This is a genomic window from Neorhizobium sp. 05N33, assembly GCF_056397445.1.
Genome location: NZ_JBFTNK010000012.1, coordinates 78,295 through 100,501, shown reverse-complemented (window position 1 = coordinate 100,501; position 22,207 = coordinate 78,295). Strand labels below are relative to the sequence as shown.

The 22,207-nt window shown below is 61.9% G+C and carries 15 protein-coding genes; 7 read left to right on the top strand and 8 right to left on the bottom strand.

The annotated features are described in order from the left end of the window. Positions 1-218: 218 nt before the first annotated feature. Positions 219-1,253, top strand: coding sequence for an aspartate-semialdehyde dehydrogenase (locus AC1DLT_RS24360; RefSeq protein ID WP_477488460.1), 1,035 nt, complete (start codon positions 219-221; stop codon positions 1,251-1,253). A 203-nt stretch (positions 1,254-1,456) separates the two neighbouring features. Continuing rightward, positions 1,457-2,269 (top strand): lytic murein transglycosylase, encoded by an 813-nt coding sequence (locus AC1DLT_RS24355; RefSeq protein WP_477488459.1) that lies wholly within the window; start codon positions 1,457-1,459, stop codon positions 2,267-2,269. A 37-nt stretch (positions 2,270-2,306) separates the two neighbouring features. Here the strand turns inward: AC1DLT_RS24355 and AC1DLT_RS24350 are convergent, their stop codons facing one another. Both AC1DLT_RS24350 and pdxY read right to left on the bottom strand, forming a co-directional pair. Then, positions 2,307-2,981, bottom strand: coding sequence for a carbonic anhydrase (locus AC1DLT_RS24350; protein ID WP_477488458.1), 675 nt, complete (start codon positions 2,979-2,981; stop codon positions 2,307-2,309). A gap of 70 nt (positions 2,982-3,051) precedes the next feature. Continuing rightward, positions 3,052-3,924 carry a pyridoxal kinase PdxY gene (gene pdxY, locus AC1DLT_RS24345; RefSeq protein WP_038547291.1) on the bottom strand — a complete coding sequence of 291 codons (873 nt, stop codon included), beginning with the start codon at positions 3,922-3,924 and terminating at the stop codon, positions 3,052-3,054. A 174-nt stretch (positions 3,925-4,098) separates the two neighbouring features. Between pdxY and AC1DLT_RS24340 the strand changes: the two genes are divergently transcribed. After that, positions 4,099-8,865 carry an NAD-glutamate dehydrogenase gene (locus AC1DLT_RS24340; RefSeq protein WP_477488457.1) on the top strand — a complete coding sequence of 1,589 codons (4,767 nt, stop codon included), beginning with the start codon at positions 4,099-4,101 and terminating at the stop codon, positions 8,863-8,865. A gap of 34 nt (positions 8,866-8,899) precedes the next feature. Beyond that, positions 8,900-10,282, top strand: a complete 1,383-nt coding sequence (locus tag AC1DLT_RS24335) for an MFS transporter (protein WP_477488456.1) — start codon at positions 8,900-8,902, stop codon at positions 10,280-10,282. Positions 10,283-10,476: 194 nt separating this feature from the next. Here AC1DLT_RS24335 and purH read toward each other — a convergent pair whose 3' ends face one another. From purH to htpX, 4 genes are all read right to left on the bottom strand, one after another. Continuing rightward, positions 10,477-12,093, bottom strand: coding sequence for a bifunctional phosphoribosylaminoimidazolecarboxamide formyltransferase/IMP cyclohydrolase (gene purH / locus AC1DLT_RS24330; RefSeq protein ID WP_477488455.1), 1,617 nt, complete (start codon positions 12,091-12,093; stop codon positions 10,477-10,479). 86 nt (positions 12,094-12,179) lie between these two features. After that, on the bottom strand, positions 12,180-13,862 hold the full coding sequence (locus AC1DLT_RS24325) for a heparinase II/III family protein (protein WP_477488509.1): 1,683 nt from the start codon (positions 13,860-13,862) through the stop codon (positions 12,180-12,182). Positions 13,863-13,961: 99 nt separating this feature from the next. Next, a complete protein-coding gene (locus AC1DLT_RS24320) occupies positions 13,962-15,380 on the bottom strand; it encodes an RsmB/NOP family class I SAM-dependent RNA methyltransferase (RefSeq protein WP_477488508.1) in 1,419 nt (472 codons plus the stop codon). Next, positions 15,371-16,333 (bottom strand): zinc metalloprotease HtpX, encoded by a 963-nt coding sequence (htpX, locus tag AC1DLT_RS24315; RefSeq protein WP_477488454.1) that lies wholly within the window; start codon positions 16,331-16,333, stop codon positions 15,371-15,373. Before htpX ends, AC1DLT_RS24320 begins: the two co-directional genes overlap by 10 nt. Before the next feature lie 123 nt (positions 16,334-16,456). On the opposite strand from htpX, the gene AC1DLT_RS24310 reads away from it, so the two are divergent. Both AC1DLT_RS24310 and AC1DLT_RS24305 read left to right on the top strand, forming a co-directional pair. Beyond that, positions 16,457-16,675, top strand: a complete 219-nt coding sequence (locus AC1DLT_RS24310; RefSeq protein ID WP_477488453.1) for a DUF1674 domain-containing protein — start codon at positions 16,457-16,459, stop codon at positions 16,673-16,675. Positions 16,676-16,724: 49 nt separating this feature from the next. Beyond that, positions 16,725-17,171: a thermonuclease family protein gene (locus AC1DLT_RS24305; protein ID WP_477488452.1), complete on the top strand. Its 447-nt coding sequence runs from the start codon at positions 16,725-16,727 to the stop codon at positions 17,169-17,171. 38 nt (positions 17,172-17,209) lie between these two features. Here AC1DLT_RS24305 and acs read toward each other — a convergent pair whose 3' ends face one another. Further along, complete coding sequence (gene acs, locus AC1DLT_RS24300; RefSeq protein WP_247033240.1) at positions 17,210-19,162, bottom strand: acetate--CoA ligase; 1,953 nt, start codon at positions 19,160-19,162, stop codon at positions 17,210-17,212. 239 nt (positions 19,163-19,401) lie between these two features. Between acs and AC1DLT_RS24295 the strand changes: the two genes are divergently transcribed. Then, on the top strand, positions 19,402-20,118 hold the full coding sequence (locus tag AC1DLT_RS24295; protein ID WP_477488451.1) for a DUF1013 domain-containing protein: 717 nt from the start codon (positions 19,402-19,404) through the stop codon (positions 20,116-20,118). 58 nt (positions 20,119-20,176) lie between these two features. On the opposite strand, the gene AC1DLT_RS24290 is transcribed toward AC1DLT_RS24295, so the two are convergent. Continuing rightward, positions 20,177-22,108 (bottom strand): propionyl-CoA synthetase, encoded by a 1,932-nt coding sequence (locus AC1DLT_RS24290; RefSeq protein WP_477488450.1) that lies wholly within the window; start codon positions 22,106-22,108, stop codon positions 20,177-20,179. Between the last annotated feature and the right edge of the window lie 99 nt (positions 22,109-22,207).

Sequence of the window (22,207 nt, the reverse complement as noted above, 5' to 3'; positions counted from 1 at the left end):
GAATTCGACATCGCTGCCTCCGCACTGCCGGCTATCCAAGCTGCGCAGCGGGCGTGTTTTTCCGCTTTCTTCAAAACCAAGGCCAAAACGACGACGAAAACCGTCTGACGTCTCTGGCCGCCGCTCTCTCCCCGGATGGCCGGGGACAAGGAATTCCGCGACTTTAACCGCGGCTTCCCCCTCACCGGAAACGAGGAGAGACAGAAAGAGAGCAAAAAATGGGTTTCAAGATCGCAGTCGCCGGTGCAACCGGCAATGTCGGCAGGGAAATGCTGACGATCCTTTCCGAGCGCGGCTTCCCGGTCGACGAGGTCGTGGCGCTGGCATCCGCCCGTAGCCAGGGAACCGAAGTTTCGTTCGGCGACCGGACGCTGAAGGTTTCCAACCTGGAAAACTACGATTTTTCCGACACCGACATCTGCCTGATGTCGGCCGGCGGCGAGGTTTCCAAGAAGTGGTCGCCGAAGATCGGCGCCCAGGGCTGCGTCGTCATCGATAACTCTTCCGCCTGGCGTTACGACCAGGACGTTCCGTTGATCGTTCCGGAAGTGAACCCAGATGCGATCTCCGGTTTTACCAAGCGCAACATCATCGCCAACCCGAATTGCTCGACAGCGCAGCTCGTCGTTGCCCTGAAGCCACTGCACGACTTTGCCAAGATCAAGCGTGTCGTCGTCTCGACCTACCAGTCGGTTTCCGGCGCCGGCAAGGAAGGCATGGACGAGCTCTTCACCCAGACGCGCGCCGTTTTTGTCGCCGATCCGGTCGAATCCAAGAAGTTCACCAAGCGCATCGCCTTCAACGTCATCCCGCATATCGATAGCTTCATGGAAGACGGATATACGAAGGAAGAATGGAAGGTTCTTGCCGAAACCAAGAAGATGCTCGACCCGAAGATCAAGGTCACCTGCACCGCCGTGCGCGTTCCGGTCTTCATCGGCCATTCGGAATCGGTCAATATCGAGTTCGAAAACGAGATCAGCGCGGACCAGGCCCGCGATATCCTGCGCGAAGCCCCCGGCTGCCTCGTCATCGACAAGCACGAAAACGGCGGTTACATCACGCCTTATGAATGCGCCGGCGAGGATGCCACCTACATTTCCCGTATCCGTGAGGATGCGACGGTGGAAAACGGCCTCAACATCTGGGTGGTTTCCGACAACCTGCGCAAGGGCGCGGCGCTCAACGCCATCCAGATCGCCGAGTTGCTTGTCAATCGCGGCCTGATCAAGCCGCGCAAGGTTGCTGCCTGATAGATAATAAATTTATTAAGCATGTTCCGATAGAAACCCCGTCAGAAATGGCGGGGTTTTTCTTTCGAATCACCCATATCACGAACTATTCATGAACGGGTGAGTTGCGATTGTTTGCAACCGCCGCCATAAGGCCGAAACAATGCACATTATCCGGATGCTTCTGGCCGAGCGATCCGGTTCTCGGGGACGGGTTTGACCGCATGAAGAAGATTTTACTGGCAGGATTGATCGCAAGCGGTTTCATGACCGCCACCCCGGCGCTTGCTGCGCTCCAATGCGGCAACGATTCATCCGGTTTCGCCCGTTGGGTTGAGGAATTCAAGCGTGTTGCGCCTGCGAGTGGCGTCAATCCTTCCGTCGTCGAAAAGGCTTTCTCGAACGTCTCCTACAATCGCCCGACCATCAGCGCCGATCGCGGCCAGAAAAGCTTCAAACTCTCCTTCGACGAGTTCATGAAGAAGCGCGGCGGAGCTGCCATCATCTCCCGCGGCAAAGGCATGAAGTCCGGCAATGCCGCGCTTTTTGCGCAGATCGAGCGCCGCTTCGGCGTGCCGGCCGGCCCGATCATCGCCATCTGGGGCATGGAAACCGGTTTCGGCAGCTTCATGGGCGATCAGCATACGCTTTCCGCCGTCGCAACGCTCGCTTACGATTGCCGCCGCTCCGCCTATTTCACCGAACAGCTTTATGCTGCGCTTGAGCTGGTCGGCCGAGGTGATCTGAGCGTCACCGCCCGTGGCGCTGCCCACGGCGAAATCGGCCAGACCCAGTTCCTGCCGCTGAACGTTGTCCGCTACGGAGCCGACGGCGACGGCGACGGCCATATCGACATGGTCCGTTCGCGTGCCGATGCGCTTGCCTCGACCGCCAACTTCCTCAAAGGACATGGCTGGAGAGCCGGTGCCGGTTACCAGCCGGGCCAGCCGAACTTCGTTGCTATCCAGGGCTGGAACGCCGCAACCGTCTATCAGCAGGCGATCGCCTATATGGGCGCACAGATCGACGGCCAATAAGCCCGCCGGCAGTGACGTTTCGCTTCACCTGAAAAATTCAGGCCGACGCTTGTTCGGCCTGGACGGGCAGTTCGCTAAGGTCCGGACGGACGAAGTCGCCCTTGCTGTCCATAATCCACAATTCGCCACTCGAGATGTCGAACCAGGCGCCGTGAACGCTGAGTTCGCCTTTCTCTCCGCGTTTTTTGACGAACGGGAACGTTTCCAGGTTGGCGATCGAATTGCGGATCGACACCCGTTCCAGCGCTGTCTGCCGCTCGGCCTGGGTCATGAACTCGTTGCTCTGGATCTGTTCGGCGGCCGGTTTGACCAGCGCCATCCAGCGGCCGATGAAATCGCCGGGAGAAAGCGGCGACATGGTCGGATCCAGTGCCGCCCGGATACCGCCGCAACGGCCGTGACCCATCACCACGATATTGTCGATTTCCAAAACCTCGACCGCATATTCCAACGCCGCCGACGTGGCATGGAACTGGCCGTCCGGTTCAAAAGGCGGGACCATGTTGGCGACGTTACGGACGACGAAGAGTTCCCCCGGACCGCAGTCGAAAATGGTTTCCGGTGCGGCACGGGAATCGCAACAGGCGATGAGAAGGGTGTGAGGGTTCTGCCCCTTGTCCGCCAGCACGCGATAACGCTCGCGTTCGTCACTATAGCGACCGCTCATGAAGTTGCGGTAGCCCGCCAGTAGTCTGTCAGGAAAATCCGTCATGGAGCAACGATTATAGCGCCGCCGAGCGAAGATCAACGGCCATTGTGCATCTGCGAACTTCCGAGGCCGATTACCGCTTGGTGCGCTGCAACGGATGCACGAGCCGGCGCATCTGCACCATCGCCATGGGAGTGGAGAGGCTGGACGCGTCGGTCTCCAGCGTCAGCTCGTCGCCGCCGCGCTTGGCCGTGCGGGCTAGGACCTCGAAAACGCTCGCTGTTGCCAGCTGCAACGCCTTTTCCTCGTCCATGCCGGCAAGGATTCGCCCCAGGAACAGGGCGCCCAGCAGGTCCCCCAGCCCGTTCGGCGGATTGTCGATCAGCCGGTGTTCCGCAAGCAGCGCATGTTTGCCGGTCAGATAAAGATTGCCGGTACCGCCCGCCATCATCGGCACGGCCGAGGTCACCAGGATGCGTGGCGGCCCGAGCGCGATTGCGGCATCCATGATATCGTTGTTGGTTTCAAGCGGCGCGCCGGAAAGCCAGGCGAGTTCGTAACGGTTCGGGGTGGCGATCGTTGCCAGCGGAATGAGTTCGTCGCGGATCGCTTCTGCCGTCGGCTGCGGAATATAGAGCCCGCCGAGATCGCCCATGACGGGATCGCAGACATAGAGAAGGTCGGGGTTCTTCTCCTTCAGCGCCCGGATAAGCCGCGCCACCGAACGCGGCTGGGCGGCGTTGCCGAAATAACCGGTCAGCACCGCCTTCACTTCTCCCAGCCATGGCGCCCGAATAAGATCGTCTATAGCCTTGTCAAAATCTGATTCGGGAAAGGTCAGCCGTGTAGAAGGTCCGTGACCGGGATGCCAGGGGAGGACGACGGTCGGCATTGCCCAGACGGGGAACCCCAGCGTCTCGAGCGCGAAGACGGCGGCACGATTGCCGACCGAGCCGCGCACAACATGGCTGGAGATGACGAGGACGGCACTGCTGGTATCCTGCATGAGATCGGTTTCCGGCTACGATGGACCTGTTGATCGTTTCTTCGCCGCCGCATGTCAACAAGGCTTCACGGAAGAATGAAACGTGTAGTGTCGCTTGACATGGATCAGCCACGTTGCCGCGTGATGACACAAAGCTAATTTATTCCGTGCGGGCACGGAAAAGGGGAGAGGGACATGGCCGTCAGGCAAAATCCGAAACGGGAAAAACAGATCGAAAGCGCACGCAAGATCGTTGCCGCGAGCAAAGGGCCGCATCTCGACCCGCTCATCCTGTTCGCCCGGGCCAGCACTGACGACCTCGACAGCTATACGCCGGAAATGCTGGCGCTCTCCGCCAATCATGCAGCCGAGCGGCTGATGGCCTGGACCCGGATTCGGGCCGATATCACGGTCGAACCAGTCGCCGGCGTAACGCCGGACGGTATTCCGGTCTCGGTGCTGACCGTCGTCGATCGCAACATGCCCTTCCTGTTCGACTCGGTCATGGGCGAAGTGACCGCCACCCACCGCGACCTCACCATGGCCGTCCATCCGATCCTGGTCGTGGAGCCCGGCAAGGAACCGGCACTCCGCTCTAACGAACAGCCCAGCAACCCGGCTCATCACGTAAGCCTCATCCAGATCCATCTGTCGCCGCTGAACGAGGAACAGGCGGCTTCGCTCACCGAGCGTATTCGCTACATCCTCGACCAGGTGCATCTGTCGATCACCGACTGGGGCTCGATGCTGGAAGTCTTGGACGGCGCCGCCAAGCAGCTCAACAACTCGACAAGCCGCCGCAAGGCCGACCGCGACGAGGCGCTCGCCTTCCTGGACTGGCTGCGCGACGACAACTTCACCTTCCTTGGCATGCGCGAATACGTCTATTCCGGCAAGGGCACTGAGGCCAAGGTCGAACGCGGCAAGGGCCGCGGTCTCGGCATCCTCTCCGATCCGGATGTTCTGGTGCTGCGCCAGGGCAAGGACGCGGTGACGACCACCCCGGAAATCCTCGAGTTCCTCGACGGCCCCGATTTCCTGATTGTCACCAAGGCGAACGTGAAATCCGTGGTGCACCGCCGCGCCTATATGGATTATGTCGGCGTCAAGCGCTTCGACGAACAGGGCGAAGTTGTCGGCGAACTTCGTGTCGTCGGCCTTTTTACGGCAACCGCCTATACCCACTCCGTCCGCGACATCCCTCTCCTGCGCGCCAAGACCGGCCGGGTCGAAGAGCAGTTCGGCTTCGACCCCGACAGCCATTCCGGCCGAATGCTGGAAAACACGCTCGAATCCTATCCGCGCGACGACCTTTTCCAGATCGATGTCGATCTGCTCGCCCGCTTCTGCGAGCAGATCATGGCATTGAGCGAGCGTCCGCGCGTCCGGGTCCTGCCGCGCATCGACCATTTCGACCGTTTTGTCTCGGTGATCGTCTACGTGCCCCGCGAGGACTACAATTCCCTGGTCCGCGAGAAGGTCGGTGACTACCTGACCAAGGTCTATGATGGCCACGTCTCCGCCTATTATCCGGCTTTCCCGGAGGGCGGCGTCGCCCGCGTCCACATGATCATCGGCAGGCGCGGCGGCAAGACCCCGAGGATAGCGCAAGCCAAGCTCGAGGAAGCGATCCGGCTCATCGCCACGCCCTGGGAAGACCGCTTCGCAGCGCTTGCGGAGAAGGGGCCGCGGCTCACCGTCACCCAGGCCTTCCAGGAAGCCTTCTCGCCCGAGGAAACCTTCGCCGACCTGCCGGATATCGCCGCTTGCGCCGCCGGCGAAACGATCCGCATCGCCTTCTATCGCCGCCCGGGCGACCCCGCCAGCACCGTGTCGCTCAAGATCTTCCACAAGGACCGGCATCTGTCGCTCTCCCGGCGTGTGCCGCTCCTCGAAAATCTCGGGTTCCACGCCGTCAGCGAGCAGACGTTCGAAATCCAGGTGGGGCCGGAAAACGACCGCAGCCAAGTCGTCCTCCACGACATGGAACTGCAGCTCGGCGATGGGCGTGAAGTCGACCTGTCCCGCGAAGGTTTGGCGCTGGAGGAAGCCTTCCTCTCCGCCTTCGAAGGCCTGATCGACAATGACGGCTTCAACCGGCTGGTTCTGCTGGCCGGCCTGTCAGCTCGCGAAGTCACGGTGCTGCGTGCATATTCCCGTTATCTGCGGCAGACCGGCATCGTTTATTCGCAGGCCTATATCGGCGATACGCTGGTGAAATACCCGGCCATATCCGCCGCCATCTTCCGCCTCTTCCGCGATGGTTTCGACCCCAAGATCACTGAGAAGGCCCGCGTCAAGAAACTCACCGACCATCATGCGGAGATCGAGGAAGCGCTCGGCAACGTGCCCAACCTCGACGAGGACCGCACGCTTCGTCGTTTCGTCAATGCGGTCGATGCGACGCTCAGAACCAACTACTTCCAGCGCGACCCCAATGGGGCTCCATACCGGATGTTCGCCTTCAAGCTCGATCCGAAGCTGCTGGACGGCCTGCCGGAACCCCGGCCCTTCCGTGAAATCTTCGTCTACGGCACCGAGGTCGAAGGCGTGCATCTGCGCTTCGGCAAGGTCGCTCGCGGCGGGCTCCGCTGGTCGGACCGCGGCGAGGATTACCGCACCGAAATCCTCGGCCTCGTGAAGGCACAGCAGGTCAAGAACGCCGTCATCGTGCCGGTCGGTGCCAAGGGCGGCTTCTTCCCGAAGATGCTGCCGCCGGCAAGCGCGCGCGACGCGTTCTTCAATGCCGGCCGGGAAGCCTACAAGACCTTCATCCGCACCCTTTTGTCGATCACCGACAATATCGTCGGCGCCGACATCGTCGGGCCGCCGGACACGATCCGCCTCGATGGCGACGACCCCTATTTCGTGGTTGCCGCCGACAAGGGTACGGCGACCTTCTCCGACACCGCCAACGGCCTGGCGCAGGAAGCCGGCTTCTGGCTGGACGATGCCTTCGCCTCCGGCGGTTCGGTCGGTTACGACCACAAGAAGATGGGCATCACCGCGCGCGGCGCCTGGGAAGCCGTGAAACGGCATTTCCGCGAGAAGGACATCGACATCCAGACGACGCCATTCACGGTCGCCGGGGTCGGCGACATGTCCGGCGACGTCTTCGGTAACGGCATGCTGTTGTCGCGAAAGATCCGCCTCATCGCCGCCTTCGACCACCGTGATATCGTCATCGATCCAGATCCGGATATCGAAAAGTCCTTCACCGAGCGCGAACGCATGTTCGCCCTGCCGCGATCGAGCTGGCAGGATTACGACAAATCGACCCTTTCCGAAGGGGCGATGGTCATTTCCCGCTCGGAGAAGTCGGTAAAGCTCACCAGGCAGGCAGCGGCCGCGATCGGCATCGACAAGACGACCGCAACGCCTTTCGAGATCATGACCGCGATCCTGAAAAGCCCGGTCGACCTTCTCTGGTTCGGCGGCATCGGCACCTATATCAAGGCGGCCTCCGAGACCGATACGGAAGTCGGCGATCGCGCCAATGACCCGATCCGCATCACCGCGGCTGAAGTGCGCGCCAGCGTCATCGGCGAAGGCGCCAATCTCGGCATGACCCAGAAGGGCCGTATTGCCTACTCCCTGAATGGCGGGCGCTGCAATTCAGATGCGATCGACAATTCCGCCGGCGTCAACTGCTCCGACGTCGAGGTCAACATCAAGATCGCCCTCAATTCGGCCATGCAGGACGGCCGCCTGACCCGCGACAAACGCAACCAGCTTCTCGCCTCGATGACCGAGGAAGTCGGCCACTTGGTTCTGCGCAACAACTATCTGCAGCCGCTGTCGATCTCGCTGACCGAACGCAAGGGTACCGGCAACCGCGAAGAGCTTTCACGGCTGATGTCCGTGCTGGAATCGCAAGGCCAGCTCAATCGCAAGGTCGAAACTCTGCCCGATGATGCGGAGCTTGCGGAGCGTTATTCCTCCGGCAGACCGCTGACCCGTCCGGAAATCGGCGTGTTGCTCTCCTATTCGAAGATCGTTCTCTTCGATGCCCTGCTCGACAGCAGCCTGCCGGACGACCCCTATTTCTCGGCTGTCCTGAAGGCCTATTTCCCGGCCAGGATGCAGAAGGCTTATGCGGCGGACATCCAGTCCCACCGCCTGCATCGCGAAATCGTCGCCACCACGCTCGCCAACGAGGCTATCAACCGCGGCGGCCCGGGTTTCATACAGCAGATGAGCGATATGACCGGCGCCACGGCGGCGAATGTCGTCAAGGCTGCCTTCCTTGCCCGCGACGGCTTCGAACTTCCCAAGCTCTGGGCCGAGATCGATGCGCTGGATGGAAAAATCCCCGGCCAGCTGCAGAACGATCTCTACGCCCGCATCACCGAGACCTTCGCGGAAGCGACCCGCCTCATCCTGCAGACGCAGGTCGGCAGCGGTGATGTGGACGGCGCGATGAGCCGCCTCAAGGCCGCGATCAAGGGGCTGCGCTCGTCGCTCGCGGGCGGAGATTTCGTGGAAACCGCAGCCCGCGCCTCGGAACTCGAAGCGCAGGGCATACCGGCATCGCTTGCCCGTGAAATCCTGTTGCTGTCGACGCTGGTCCTGGTGCCGGAGATCATGCTGATCGCCGACCGTACCGGCGAAACCATGGCGCGCGCCACCGAGAGCTATTTCACTGTTACCGAAACCTTCCGCATCAATCGGCTGATCGGCGCAGGCGAACGCATCAGCACCTCGGAACACTATGAAAGCCTTGCGCTCTCCCGCAGCCTGCAGCAACTCGCCTCGGCGCGCCGCGACATCGTCATCGCCGCGATGACTGCCCATCCGAAGGAGAAAAAGCCGCTGGAAGCCTGGGTCGGCGGCGATCGAGTGCGAGTGAACCGCATCGGCGCCGAACTGGTGACCTTGAGCGAAAGCGGTGAACTGACGCTTCCGAAGATCACCGTCGCGGCCGGTCTCCTGAGCGATCTTGCGCACGGTCGGGCGCTGTAGGACAACGGACCGAACTGGCTGATCCGGGGGAAAAATGGCCGTTATTGATGTGGACGATGCGCCGGTGAAAACGAGCCGGCGCGGCATCTTGGGCTGGATGTTCTTCGATTGGGCAGCCCAGCCGTTTTTTACCGTCGTCACCACCTTCATCTTCGGTCCCTATTTCGTTGCGCGGCTGACCGAGGATCCGGTTTCCGCACAGGCGGCCTGGAGCAACATGGCGACGATCTCGTCGCTGGTCATCGCCGTCTTCTCCCCGGTCCTCGGTTCGATCGCCGACCAGGCCGGTCCACGGAAACCCTGGATCGCCTTTTTTGCGGTGATCAAGATCGTTTGTGTTTCGGCCCTCTGGTTCGCGGCACCCGGCTCGCCGATCATCTGGCCGATGATCTTCATGATCTTCGCGTCGATCGCCGCGGAATTCTCGACCGTCTTCAACGATTCGATGATGCCGCGGCTGGTCTCCAAGGACGATGTCGGCCGCATTTCCAACGTCGCCTGGGGGCTCGGTTATCTCGGCGGCATGATCGTACTGATCGCCGTCGTGGCGCTGCTCGCCGCCAATCCCGAAAGCGGCAAAACGCTGATCGGCATCCCCCCGCTTTTCGGCCTTGACCCGCATCTCGGCGAAGACGCGCGCATCACCGGGCCGATCTCGGCCTTCTGGTATTTCCTCTTTATCCTGCCGATGTTCTTCTTCACGCCCGACGCCAAGAAAGGTCTGCCGCTCGCCGCGGCGGTCCGCTCCGGCATAAGGGAGCTCAGCGGCACGCTGCGGGACCTGAGGCAGCGTACCGGCATCACGAAATTCCTGGTCGCCCGCATGCTCTACCAGGACGGCGTCAACGGCCTGCTGATCCTCGGCGGCACGTTCGCAGCCGGCATGTTCGGCTGGGCGACGATCGAGATCGGCATCTACGGCATCATCCTGAACGTCGTGGCGATCTTCGGCTGCATCGTCGCCGGCTGGCTCGATCGCCTGCTCGGCTCGAAGATCGTCGTGATCATCAGCCTCGTTCTGTTGCTGGTGGCCACCCTCGGCATCATTTCCACCGGCCCCGGCTTCGTCTTTTTCGGCCTTCTGCCGCTTTCGGGAGAGGACAGCGGCGGCCTGTTCGGCACCGCAGCCGAAAAAGCCTATATCCTGTTCGGATTGCTGATCGGCCTCGCCTTCGGCCCCGTCCAGGCTTCGTCCAGGTCCTATCTCGCCCGCAGCGTCAGCCTTTCCGAGACCGGCCGCTATTTCGGCATCTACGCGCTCTCCGGCCGCGCAACGAGCTTTCTCGCCACCCTGTTCTTTTCAGTGATGACCTATGCCAGCGGTTCAGCCCGGCTCGGCATGGCAACGCTGCTGATCTTCCTCGTAGCCGGGTTGCTGTTGCTGTTTGCGACACCGTATCCGGCGAACAGGAAGTAGGCGGGTAGCTTTCTGGTTGGGATGTGGATCCTCGGGTCGAGCCCGAGGATGACGGAGTGCGTGGGTCTAACAGAGAAAAGCGGAGCGTCGCAGCTTGCTCTCTTTGGGCAGCTCTGAAACACCCTCTCCACCGTCATCCTCGGGCTTGACCCGAGGACCCACGCCGCACGCTCAGAGCATAACATCCAGCAAAATCAATGCCGGAAATGCCGCATTCCCGTGAAGACCATGGCGACCCCATGCTCATCCGCCGCGGCGATCACCTCGTCGTCACGCATCGAACCACCCGGTTGGATAACCGCCGTGGCGCCGGCCGCAATGGCCGACAGCAGGCCGTCCGCGAACGGGAAGAACGCTTCCGAGGCGACCGCGGAACCCTTTGTCATCGGCTCGGCCCAACCCATCGCCTTTGCCGCTTCTTCCGCCTTGATGCCAGCGATGCGGGCGGAATCGATGCGGCTCATCTGGCCGGCGCCGATGCCGGCCGTCTGGCCGTTTTTGGCGTAGACGACCGCATTCGACTTCACGTGCTTGGCGACCTTGAAGGCGAACTTCATGTCTTCAAGCTCGGTCGCCGACGGCGCGCGCTTGGTGACGACGCGCAGGTCGATATCCTCGACCATGCCGTTGTCGCGGGTCTGGACCAGCAGGCCACCCGAAACGGTCTTCGCCGTCAGGCCGCGCGAGCGCGGGTCCGGCAGGCCGCCGGTCACCAGCAGGCGCAGGTTCTTCTTGGCGGCGATGATGGCCTGAGCCTCGTCGGAAACTTCCGGCGCGATGATGACTTCCGTGAACAGCCTGACGATCTCTTCGGCCGTCTCGGCGTCCAAAAGCTGGTTGACCGCGATGATGCCGCCGAAGGCCGAGGTGGAATCGCAGGCGAGCGCCCGCAGATAAGCTTCCTTGAGGCTTGGGCCGGTCGCCACGCCGCAGGGGTTGGCGTGCTTGATGATCGCGCAGGCCGGCGCCTTTTCCGGCGAGAATTCGGCGATCAGCTCGAAGGCACCGTCGGTATCGTTGATATTGTTGTAGGAAAGCTGCTTGCCCTGCAGCAGTTTTGCGGTCGCCACACCCGGACGGTTTTCGCCAGTCACGTAGAAGCCGGCGCTCTGGTGCGGATTCTCGCCATAACGCATCTCTTCCTTCAGCACGCCGCCGATTGTGCGGTAGCGCGGGATCTCGATGTCGAGCGCTTCGGCGAACCAGTTCGAGATCGCCGTATCATAGGCCGCCGTGCGGGCATAGGCCTTGGCGGCGAGCTTCTGGCGGAAGGCATAGACCGTCTGCCCGTCATTCGAACGCAGTGCCTCGATGAGGGCAGGATAATCGGAAGGATCGGTGACGGTGGTCACGTAGGCATGGTTCTTGGCGGATGCGCGGATCATCGCCGGACCGCCGATATCGATATTTTCGACCGTCGTCGGGTAGTCGCCGCCAGCGGCGCGCACCTCCTCGAACGGATAGAGGTTGATGACGGCGAGATCGATGCCCTCGATGCCGTGCTCCTTCATCGCCGCGACATGTTCCGCATCGTCGCGGATCGCCAGCAGGCCACCATGTACCGTCGGATGCAGCGTCTTCACCCGGCCATCCATGATTTCCGGAAAACCGGTGACTTCCGATACGTCCGTCACGGCGAGACCGGCGGCAGCGATCGCCTTGTGGGTACCGCCCGTCGACAGCAGCTTCACGCCCTGCTCGGTGAGCGCCTGGGCAAGCTCGATGATACCGGTCTTGTCGGAGACCGAGAGCAGTGCGGTGCGAATCCTGATGCGATCGGGAGCGGGGATTTTCTTGGAAACGACGGCCATCGGTCTCTCCTGGAAACGCGCCGCGGGACCCGGCGCAAAGGTAAGATCGCCGCCCGTTAGCACAGCTTGGCAGAAGAAGAAACGGCCTATTCGCCGCGCCTCAGCATCCAGCGTATTTCCGAGGTCTCCGGCGGAGAAAACTCGATGACCAGTTGCTGACTCGGCCGCACCCCGGAGACGTCCGCAAAGAAGATATCTTCATCGATCATTACCTGAAGCCCCGGTGCCGCAAAGATCCAGGTCTCGCCATCCGGCGCACGCATGGTGACGCTTTCCTCGTCCCGCCGCGAAAGGTTGATGACGGGATGGATGTGGAAACGCGCCACCGCTAGGAGAGCCTCGTTATCGGGCGCCTCGCCCTCGGGCAGGAAAAGCCGGTCATGTCCCTTGATCTTGTTGCCCTTCGCATTGAGGCCGATTTCACGCTCGTGGAAATAACCGAACTGATGGACATAACCGTCATGGCTGGCCCGCAGCCAGTCATTGCCATGCATGTCGTCCCACCGTTCCACCTCCACCTCCGATACCCCGCCGAGCAGCATGGAGCCCGCGAAGCGGGACCGGATGATACGGCTGGACGATGTCTCGTTGAGCGTCACAGTCGAATGGGCAGGCGTCGAACGCGCCATATGCCGGTAGTTTCGTCCGGCATATTTCGGCGAGCCGCAATTGACGATGAAACGATGCCGGCCGGCCGACATCTCGAAGGAAAGACAACCCGCATGCGCGCCGCGGGAAAGCCCGGGGGACAGCGGACGACCGGTATCGACGATCAGCGTCGTGCCGTCTGCCGAGAGGCGATGATAGTTCATGTGCGGCAGCGCCTTGAATGGCTTGCCCGCCGTTTCGTCATAGCGCAGCACCGACATCAGCTCGCTCGCGGGCGTCGAGCTCGCACCGTTGAACAGCGCCAGATCGCCATCCTGGTGCCGGAAGAAGCGGAGCGCCGGATACATGCGATCGATCGTCGGGATGAGTTTTTGCGGCAGGTCGTGGCCGAGATTGATATAGGTCTGGCGAAGCGGCAGGAGATCGATCAGCAGGTCGAGCACCGCACGTGGATTGCGCGACACATGCCCGCCATCGGCAAGGATCTGGCGTTCCAGCTCCCGATCCAGCCGCCTGCCCTCACGACGGATATAGGCAGCCCGCGTCGGCATCGAGATCGAGGCCATGGCAAGCGCGATCCGAAGCCTCAGCCGCGTATCGCCCTCCGGCGTGCAGCCGGCTATCTTCCTGAGATAACGGACCTGGTAGGCGAGGCTTTTCATGAAGCGGCGGTAGAATCCGGCCTCCGCGCCCTGCAGCACCACCGTGGAATGCGAAAGCCAGGCGATCACCCGTTCCGCCGCGACATGCGCCTCCCAGGCAATACCTTGCGGATCTCGGCCATAAAGCGCGATCCAGTCGGCGACCACCTGGCGGGCGCTGGCACAGGCAGCTTCCGTCTTGTTGGTGCGGATATGGCGCAGCCAGGCAAACGAATGCAGCCGCTCCGCCGCCGCCCGGGACGGCAGCTCGACGGAGAACGGCGATTGGCCATAGGTTTCGAGAATCCGCCCCGCGAGCGGGAACCGACCTTCCAGGATTTCCTCCGCCACGAACGGGTCGAGTGCGCGCAAATCCGTCGGCGCGACAATCAACCGGTCCGGCACCTGCATGGAAAACGAGGTCACGGCCAGGCGAAATCCGGCGGAACGCCGGCAAAGGCGCCGCCAGATTTCCCGCAAGCCGAAGGACAAAAGCCTCCGGCGATCCGCGAGCCGCATCTTCAATCTGGACACTCCGCAGGAATCAGCCTCCGCCCCGCCGGCGGGAATCAACTATTAGATTGTTCGAAAGTATCGGTCCGTATGGTGAAGAAAGCCTTACCGGACCTGGAGCACGCTTGCGAAGAAGCCATCCATGCCGCCCACAAAATTTTCGCTGGCGGGCAGCATGGCCGGCGTAGTGCGGAATTCACCGAGCGGCGAGATCGCCCCTTCCAGCCCCGGCCAATCGTTGGGATCGACGGCCAGGCGTTTCAATTCCGGATGGTCCTTCAGCACGCGCACGACCAGCTCCTCCCCCTCCAGCGAATCAAGCGAGCAGTTGGAAAAAACGATAAGGCCGCCCGATTTCACCAGCGTGACGGCATGGCGCAGCATCTTTTCCTGGAGAGCGGCAAGCTTTGTCACATCCTCCGGCCCCTTGGTCCAGAGCACGTCCGGATGCCGGCGCGTTGTGCCGGTCGAGGAGCAGGGCGCGTCCAGCAGCACGCCATCCAGCAACTCTGCCGGCTTGAATTCGAAAAGGTCGCCGCCGACCAGCTCCGCCTCGTAGCCGAGCCGACCGAGATTTTCCTTGAGCCGTGCCAACCGGTTGACCGATTGCTCGACTGCGATCACCTCCGCACCGGCCGCAATCAGCTGCGCGGTCTTGCCACCGGGCGCCGCGCAGAGATCCGCGACCTTCTTGCCCTTCAGATCGCCGAACAGCTTTGCCGGAATGCTGGCTGCGACATCCTGCACCCACCACACGCCATCTTCGAACCCTTCGAGCGCAGAAACCGCACCGTCAAAGGCCGCAAGGCGAATGCTGCCGGTCGGCAGAACCGTGCCGCCGAGCTTTTCAGCCCAGGCAGCGGGATCGGATTTGACCGTCAGGTCGATGGCGGCCGGAACGAGTTGGGCTTCGGCGATACGATCCGCTTCCACCTCGCCATAAAGGGCGACCAGGCGCTTGCGGAACCAGGCGGGCACCGGCGAGATGCTGGCGGTCGTGGCAAGGATCTCGTCCTTCTCCCGGTCCAGCCGGCGCAGGACCGCATTCACCAGCTTGGCGAAACGGCGGTTGCGCGGATCACGGTTGGCCTGTTCGACCGCAAGGTCGACGGCCGCATGCGGCGGCACGTCGAGATGCAGGATCTGCGCGGCAGCGATCACCAGCACATGGTGAAGCGCCCGCGCGCCTTCCGGCAGCGGCGTATCGATCAGCGACGCGATCGCCGCCTCGATGCGCGGCAGATGACGAAGCGCTGTATTGAGAATGGCGCGTGTCAGCGCCCGGTCGGCATCGCCCAGCGCCCGATAGGCCGGATTGCCATGAACGAGGTCGAGCATCCCATCGAGCGAGATTTTTCGGTCGATGACGGCCGCCAGAAGCTTGGCGGCTGTGACACGAACTTCGAGACCTGCCTTGAAGGGACCGCTCTCCTTCTCCGAGTGAGCCGGTTTCCTGCGCTGTTCGGCTGGTTTGCCCGCTGGCTTGTATGGCTTCTTGTTCTTTTTGTCTTCGTTCAAGACCAGGGACCTTTACGCGGTTCATCCGAGCCGCGGCCCCAACCGGTATTCGGAACGGAGCGCGCGGTGCGCTGCGGTCTATCAGCCTGGAACCCGGCCGTCGAGGCACCGTTGCGGAACTCACCGGCCATCTGCTGAAGCGCGGCGATCCGGTTGCCGGTGTCCGGGTGGGTAGAGAACAGGTTGTCCATGCGCTCGCCCGATAGCGGGTTGATGATGAACATATGCGCCGTCGCCGGGTTGCGTTCGGCCTCGTAGTTCGGGATCTGATGCGCCGCACCCGCGATCTTGCCGAGGGCCGAAGCGAGCCACAGCGGATTGCCGCAGATCTCGGCGCCGCGACGGTCGGCCGAATATTCGCGTGTCCGGCTGATCGCCATCTGCACCAGCATCGCCGCGAACGGCGCGACGATCATCGCCACCAGCACGCCGACGAACCCGAGCGGATTGTTGTTCTCGCGATTGCCGCCGAAGAAGAAGGCGAAATTGCCGAGCATCGAGATCGCACCGGCAAGCGTCGCGGTGATCGTCATGGTCAGCGTGTCGCGGTTCTGGATATGCGCCAGCTCATGCGCCATCACGCCGGCCACTTCCTCATGCGTCAGGCGCTGCAGCAGGCCCGTGGAGGCGGCGACGGCGGCATTCTGCGGGTTGCGCCCGGTCGCGAAGGCGTTCGGCTGCGGATTGTCATAGATATAGACCTTCGGCATCGGCAGGCCGGCATTGGCCGAAAGATCGCGGATCATGTTATAGAATTCCGGCGCGCTTCGCGCATCGACCTCCTGGGCATGATAGGCGGACAGCACCATCTTGTCGGAATTCCAGTAGGAAAACAGGTTCATGCCGGCAGCGATCACCAGCGCGATCATCATGCCGCCCGTGCCGCCGATCAGAAAGCCGATCCCCATGAACAGGGCAGTCATGAAGGCCAGAAGCATGGCGGTGCGCATTACATTCATCGTCATCTCTCCCGTTGCCGATATCGCCCAAAGGCCTTTAAAGGGTTTTCCCCCAGGCGCGAACGCCTTATGATGTGGTCAATTCACCCAGAGTTTTCAATAATCCACCCGGCGAAGCCCAAAATGCAGAACGCAGATAACGACAATTCGGAAACCGTACCGGAAGAGGAAGCTCCCAGGAAACCGCTTACTCCGGCTGCCGAGCGCGCCCTGAAGGAAGCCGAGGAACGCCGCCAGGCGGCGGCCAAGGCTGACATGCCCGAGGAATTCGGCGGCCGCGGCGGTGCCGACCCCGCCCGCTTCGGCGACTGGGAGATCAACGGCCGGGCGATCGATTTCTAAGTAAATATTCCTATTGACTTCCTCCGTGTATCGGAATTTATTCCTTTCCATGATCAAGTCGTTTCTGATTATCACTGGCATCGCCACGGTCTTCACGACCGGAGTTGAAGCGCGTGACGAAATCCCGGGACCGGTGGCGGCGGAAATCCTGCGGGTCATCGACGGCGATACGCTGCTGGTCGAAGCGCAGCCCTGGCCGCAGCAGAAGATGGAAGTTTATGTCCGTATTCGGGGCATCGATGCGCCGGAGCTGAAATCGAAATGCGAGCGGCTGCGCGAAGCGGGCCTCGACGCCCAGCGCGCGCTTGAAGCGCTCACCGCCCAATCACGTAAAATTCAGCTCATCCATATTTCCGGCGATAAATATTTCGGCCGCATCGTCGCCGACGTCGTGCTCTCCGACGGCCGCAGCGCCGGCGGCGACCTGCTGCTCGCGGGCCTCGTGCAGCCCTATGACGGCGGACGCAAGCCGCGCGAAGTCTGCGACACAGACTGAAAAGGCCGCCCGGTTTCCCGAGCAGCCTTTAAGTTCAATCAGCCCGCCTTGTTCTGGCGGTTGGCGATCAGATCGTCCACCACGCCCGGATCAGCGAGCGTCGAGATATCCCCCAGCGAGCCAAAGTCGTCCTCGGCGATCTTGCGCAGGATGCGGCGCATGATCTTGCCGGAGCGGGTTTTCGGCAGGCCGGGCGCGAACTGGATCTTGTCGGGTTGCGCGATCGGGCCGATTTCCTGGCGGACATGCTTCACCAGTTCCTGGCGCAGCGCGTCGCTGCCTTCGTGGCCGGACATCAGGGTCACGTAGCAATAGATGCCCTGGCCCTTGATATTGTGCGGATAACCGACGACCGCCGCTTCCGACACGAGATTGTGTGAGACGAGCGCCGATTCCACTTCCGCCGTGCCGAGCCGGTGGCCCGAGACGTTCAGCACGTCATCGACGCGGCCGGTAATCCAGTAATAACCGTCCTCGTCCCGGCGGCAGCCGTCGCCGGTGAAATATTTCCCCTTGTAGGTGGAGAAATAGGCCTGGATGAAGCGGTCGTGGTCGCCGTAGAGCGTGCGCATCATGCCCGGCCACGCGTCGGTGATGCAGAGATTGCCGTCGGCCGCGCCTTCCAGCACCTTGCCCTCGTTATCCACCAGTTCAGGCTTCACCCCGAAGAACGGCTTGGTGGCCGAACCCGGCTTCAGGTCGGTTGCGCCCGGCAGCGGCGTGATCATGTGACCGCCGGTTTCCGTCTGCCACCAGGTATCGACCACTGGGCAGCGCTTGTCGCCGACCACGTTGTAATACCATTCCCAGGCTTCCGGGTTGATCGGTTCGCCGACCGTGCCAAGCAGGCGCAGGCTTGTCCGCGAGGAGCGTTTCACGAACTCGTCGCCGGCACCCATCAGCGAACGGATCGCCGTCGGCGCGGTGTAGAAGATGTTGACCTTGTGCTTGTCGATGATTTCCCAGAAACGGCCTTGATCGGGGAAGTTCGGCACGCCTTCGAACATCAGCGAGGTGGCGCAGTTCGCCAGCGGCCCGTAGACGATGTAGGAATGGCCGGTCACCCAGCCCACATCCGCCGTGCACCAGTAGATGTCGCCGTCATGGTAGTCGAACGTATATTCGTGGGTCATCGCCGCGAAGACGAGGTAACCGCCGGTCGTGTGCAGCACGCCCTTCGGCTTGCCGGTCGAGCCCGAAGTGTAGAGGATGAACAGCGGATCTTCCGCCTTCATCTTCGCCGGCTCGCAGTGCTCCTTCACGGTGGCTATTTCCTGGTGGTACCAGAGGTCGCGGCCAGGCGCCCAGCCGGTCTTGCCGCCAGTGCGGCGCACCACCACGACCTTGTTGACGATCACGTGCTGGCGGGCCGCGATGTGGATCGCCGTATCGGTATTGTCCTTGAGCGGCACCGGCTTGCCACCGCGGACGCCCTCGTCGCAGGTGATCACGAAGGTAGACTGGCAGTCGATGATACGTCCGGCCAGCGCTTCCGGCGAAAACCCGCCAAACACGACCGAATGCACCGCGCCGATACGGGCGCAGGCGAGCATCGCATAGGCCGCTTCGGGGATCATCGGCATGTAGATGGTGACGCGGTCGCCCTTCTTGACGCCGTGTTTCTTCAAGACGTTGGCCAGCCGGCAGACCTGATCGTAAAGCTGGTTATAGGTGATCTTCTTGTCGATATAGGGATTGTCGCCTTCCCAGATCAGCGCTGTGCGCTCTCCATGGGTCTTCAGGTGGCGGTCGATGCAGTTGTAGGAAACGTTGGTCAGACCGTCCTCGAACCATTTGATCGAGACCTTGCCCTTGAAGGACGTGTTCTTGACTTTGGTATAGGGCTTGAACCAGTCAATGCGCCTGCCGTGTTTGCCCCAGAACTTGTCCGGATCCTCGACGCTCTCCTCGTACCACTTCTCGTATCTATCCTTGTCGATGAGCGCTTTCGCTTTGGCGGACTTGAGAACCGGGTAGACTTTTTCCGACATGAACACCTCCCTGAATTGGCACGCATAACGACGCATCGAGCCGTCAGCGATATGTGCCGCATTCATAACAGGTGAGGCAAGTGCGGCAATTAGACAAACGGTTCATCTCGGTGCGACGATCTCGCTTCAAAGATTTGCAATTCTGTCCCAATTCGATTATAGGGCGGTAAATTCCCGGAAATTGTGGTTGATACCCACGGCCCGCGACACCGGCGCGGACGGACAGAGGACCTATACCCATGGCTCAACAATTGCTCATGCCGAAGGCGACCGCTGTATGGCTGGTCGACAATACCGCGCTTTCCTTCGAACAGATCGCCAATTTCTGCAAGCTCCACCCGCTCGAGGTGAAAGCCATTGCGGATGGCGAAGCGGCGCAGGGCATCAAGGGCCTCGACCCGATCGCAACCGGCCAGCTTTCGCGCGATGAAATCGAGCGGGGCGAAAAGGACATCAACCACAAGCTGAAGCTTTCCGAGCCGAAGGTTCGCGTGCCGGAATCGAAACGCCGCGGCCCGCGCTATACGCCGGTCTCCAAGCGCCAGGATCGCCCGAACGCCATTCTCTGGCTGGTCCGCAACCATCCTGAACTCAAGGACGCGCAAATCTCCCGCCTCGTCGGCACTACCAAGTCGACGATCGAGCAGATCCGCGAACGCACCCACTGGAACTCGACCAACCTGACGCCGATGGATCCGGTGACGCTTGGTCTCTGCAGCCAGATCGACCTCGACCTCGAAGTCGAACGCGCTTCCAAGGGTCGTCCGCTGCCGACCGCCGCCGAACTCGGCGCTTCCCTGCAGCCGGCGAGCGAAACCGAAAACCTCGGTTTCAATTATCGCAACGACCGCGAGGAAGAGAAGGAAAAGGAGATCGACGCGGACGCCGTTTTCGCCAAGCTCTCGTCGCTCAAGTCCACCCGTCGCGACGACGACGAGGAAGATGACCGCTTCTGATCGACCCCATTTCGATTGCATTCAAGAAGCCCCGGAGACGATCCGGGGCTTCTTTCGTTCAGGCACTCTGTTTGAGGCCGCTCCCTTCGCGGGCGTAGCCGTTCGCCTTCAGGATCGCGGTGATCTCGTCCAGCACCGTCGCATCCTCGATCGTTGCCGGCATTTTCCACGGCATGTCGTCGGCAATCTTCTGCATCGTGCCGCGCAGGATCTTGCCCGATCGGGTCTTCGGCAGCTTATGAACCACCATCACCGTCTTGAACGCCGCCACCGGGCCGATCTCGTTGCGCACCAATTCGGTGACTTCCCTGGCAATATCAGACGTTTCCCGTGAAACATGGTTCTTCAACACCACGAAGCCGCAGGGGATCTGCCCCTTGGTCGCGTCATGGACGCCGATCACGGCGCATTCGGCGACATCGGGATGTTTGGCGCAGACTTCCTCCATTGCCCCGGTCGAAAGCCGATGGCCGGCGCAGTTGATGATGTCATCGGTGCGCGCCATCACGAAGATATAACCGTCCTCGTCCATCACCCCGGCATCGGCCGTCTTGTAATACCCCGGGAACTCGTCAAGGCAAGCCTCGCGGAACCGCTGGTCGGCATTCCAGAAGCTGACGAGGCAGCCGGGCGGCAGCGGCAGCTTGATGACAATATTGCCGAGCGTCCCGCGCGGCACCGGATGGCCGGCATCGTCCAGCACGTCGAGCGCATAACCGGGCATCGGCCGCGTCGGCGAACCGTGCTTGACCGGCATCAGACCGAGCCCGACCGTGTTGGCGGCTACAGGCCAGCCCGTCTCCGTCTGCCACCAGTGATCGATCACCGGGATCTTAAGCTTCTGCTCGGCCCATTTCAGTGTTTCCGAATCGGCCCGCTCGCCGGCGAGGAACAGGGCGCGCATCCCGGTCAGATCGTATTTTTCGACCAGTTCGCCCTCCGGATCGTCACGACGGATCGCCCGAAAAGCCGTCGGCGCCGTGAACAGCACTTTCACGTCGTGATCGCTGACGACCCGCCAGAACGTGCCGGCATCCGGCGTGCCGACCGGCTTGCCCTCGAAGATCACGCTTGTATTGCCGGCGAGCAGCGGTCCGTAGACGATATAGGAATGGCCGACGACCCAGCCGATATCGGATGCCGTCCAGAACACCTCTCCCGGCTTGACGCCAAAAATGTTCTCCATGCTCCAATGCAGCGCCACCATGTGGCCGCCATTGTCGCGCACGACGCCCTTCGGCTGGCCGGTCGTCCCAGACGTGTAGAGGATGTAGAGCGGGTCGGTGGCCTTGACCGGCACGCATGGTACGTCCCTGCCCCGCGCCTTCTCCACCACCTCCGAGAAATCCAGCTCTCCCCGCTCCGACCGCAGCTCCACCTGGAGCTGTTCGCGCTGGAGTATGAGGCAATGTTTGGGTTTTACGCGGGCAAGCTCGATCGCCTGGTCGAGCAGCGGCTTATAGGCGACGGTGCGGCCAGGCTCGAGGCCGCAGCTCGCACTGACCACCAGTTTGGCTTCCGAATCGTTCAGTCGCGCCGCCAACTCCAGCGCCGCAAACCCGCCGAACACCACCGAATGCACCGCCCCAAGCCGGGCGCAGGCCAGCATCGAGAAGACCGCTTCCGGCACCATCGGCATGTAGATGACGACGCGGTCTCCCTTGCCGATGCCGAGATCACCCATAACCGCTGCGATCGCCTTCACCTCGTCGAGCACCTCGGCATAGGTGAAGCTCTTCTGCCTTCCCGTCATGGCGCTGTCGTGGATGAAGGCGCGCTGTTCGCCACGCCCTGCGGCCACATGCCGGTCGAGGCAGTTGTGGCAGGTGTTGGTCTCCCCGCCGGTGAACCAGCGGCCATAGACCCCTTCGTCCCTGTCGAAGATTTTCTCCGGTTCCTTGAACCAGTCGATGGCAGCGGACGCGCTTCTCCAGAACCCTTCCGGATCCTTTTGCCAGCCTTCATAAACGTCGAAATAGCGGCTTTGCATCTGCACCTCCCGTCACATGAGCACAGCCCGGAATGGTCAATCTAGGGTGCAGGCGAGGTGCGGGAAAGCCCGACGAAAGCGCTAGGTACTTGGCGAAAG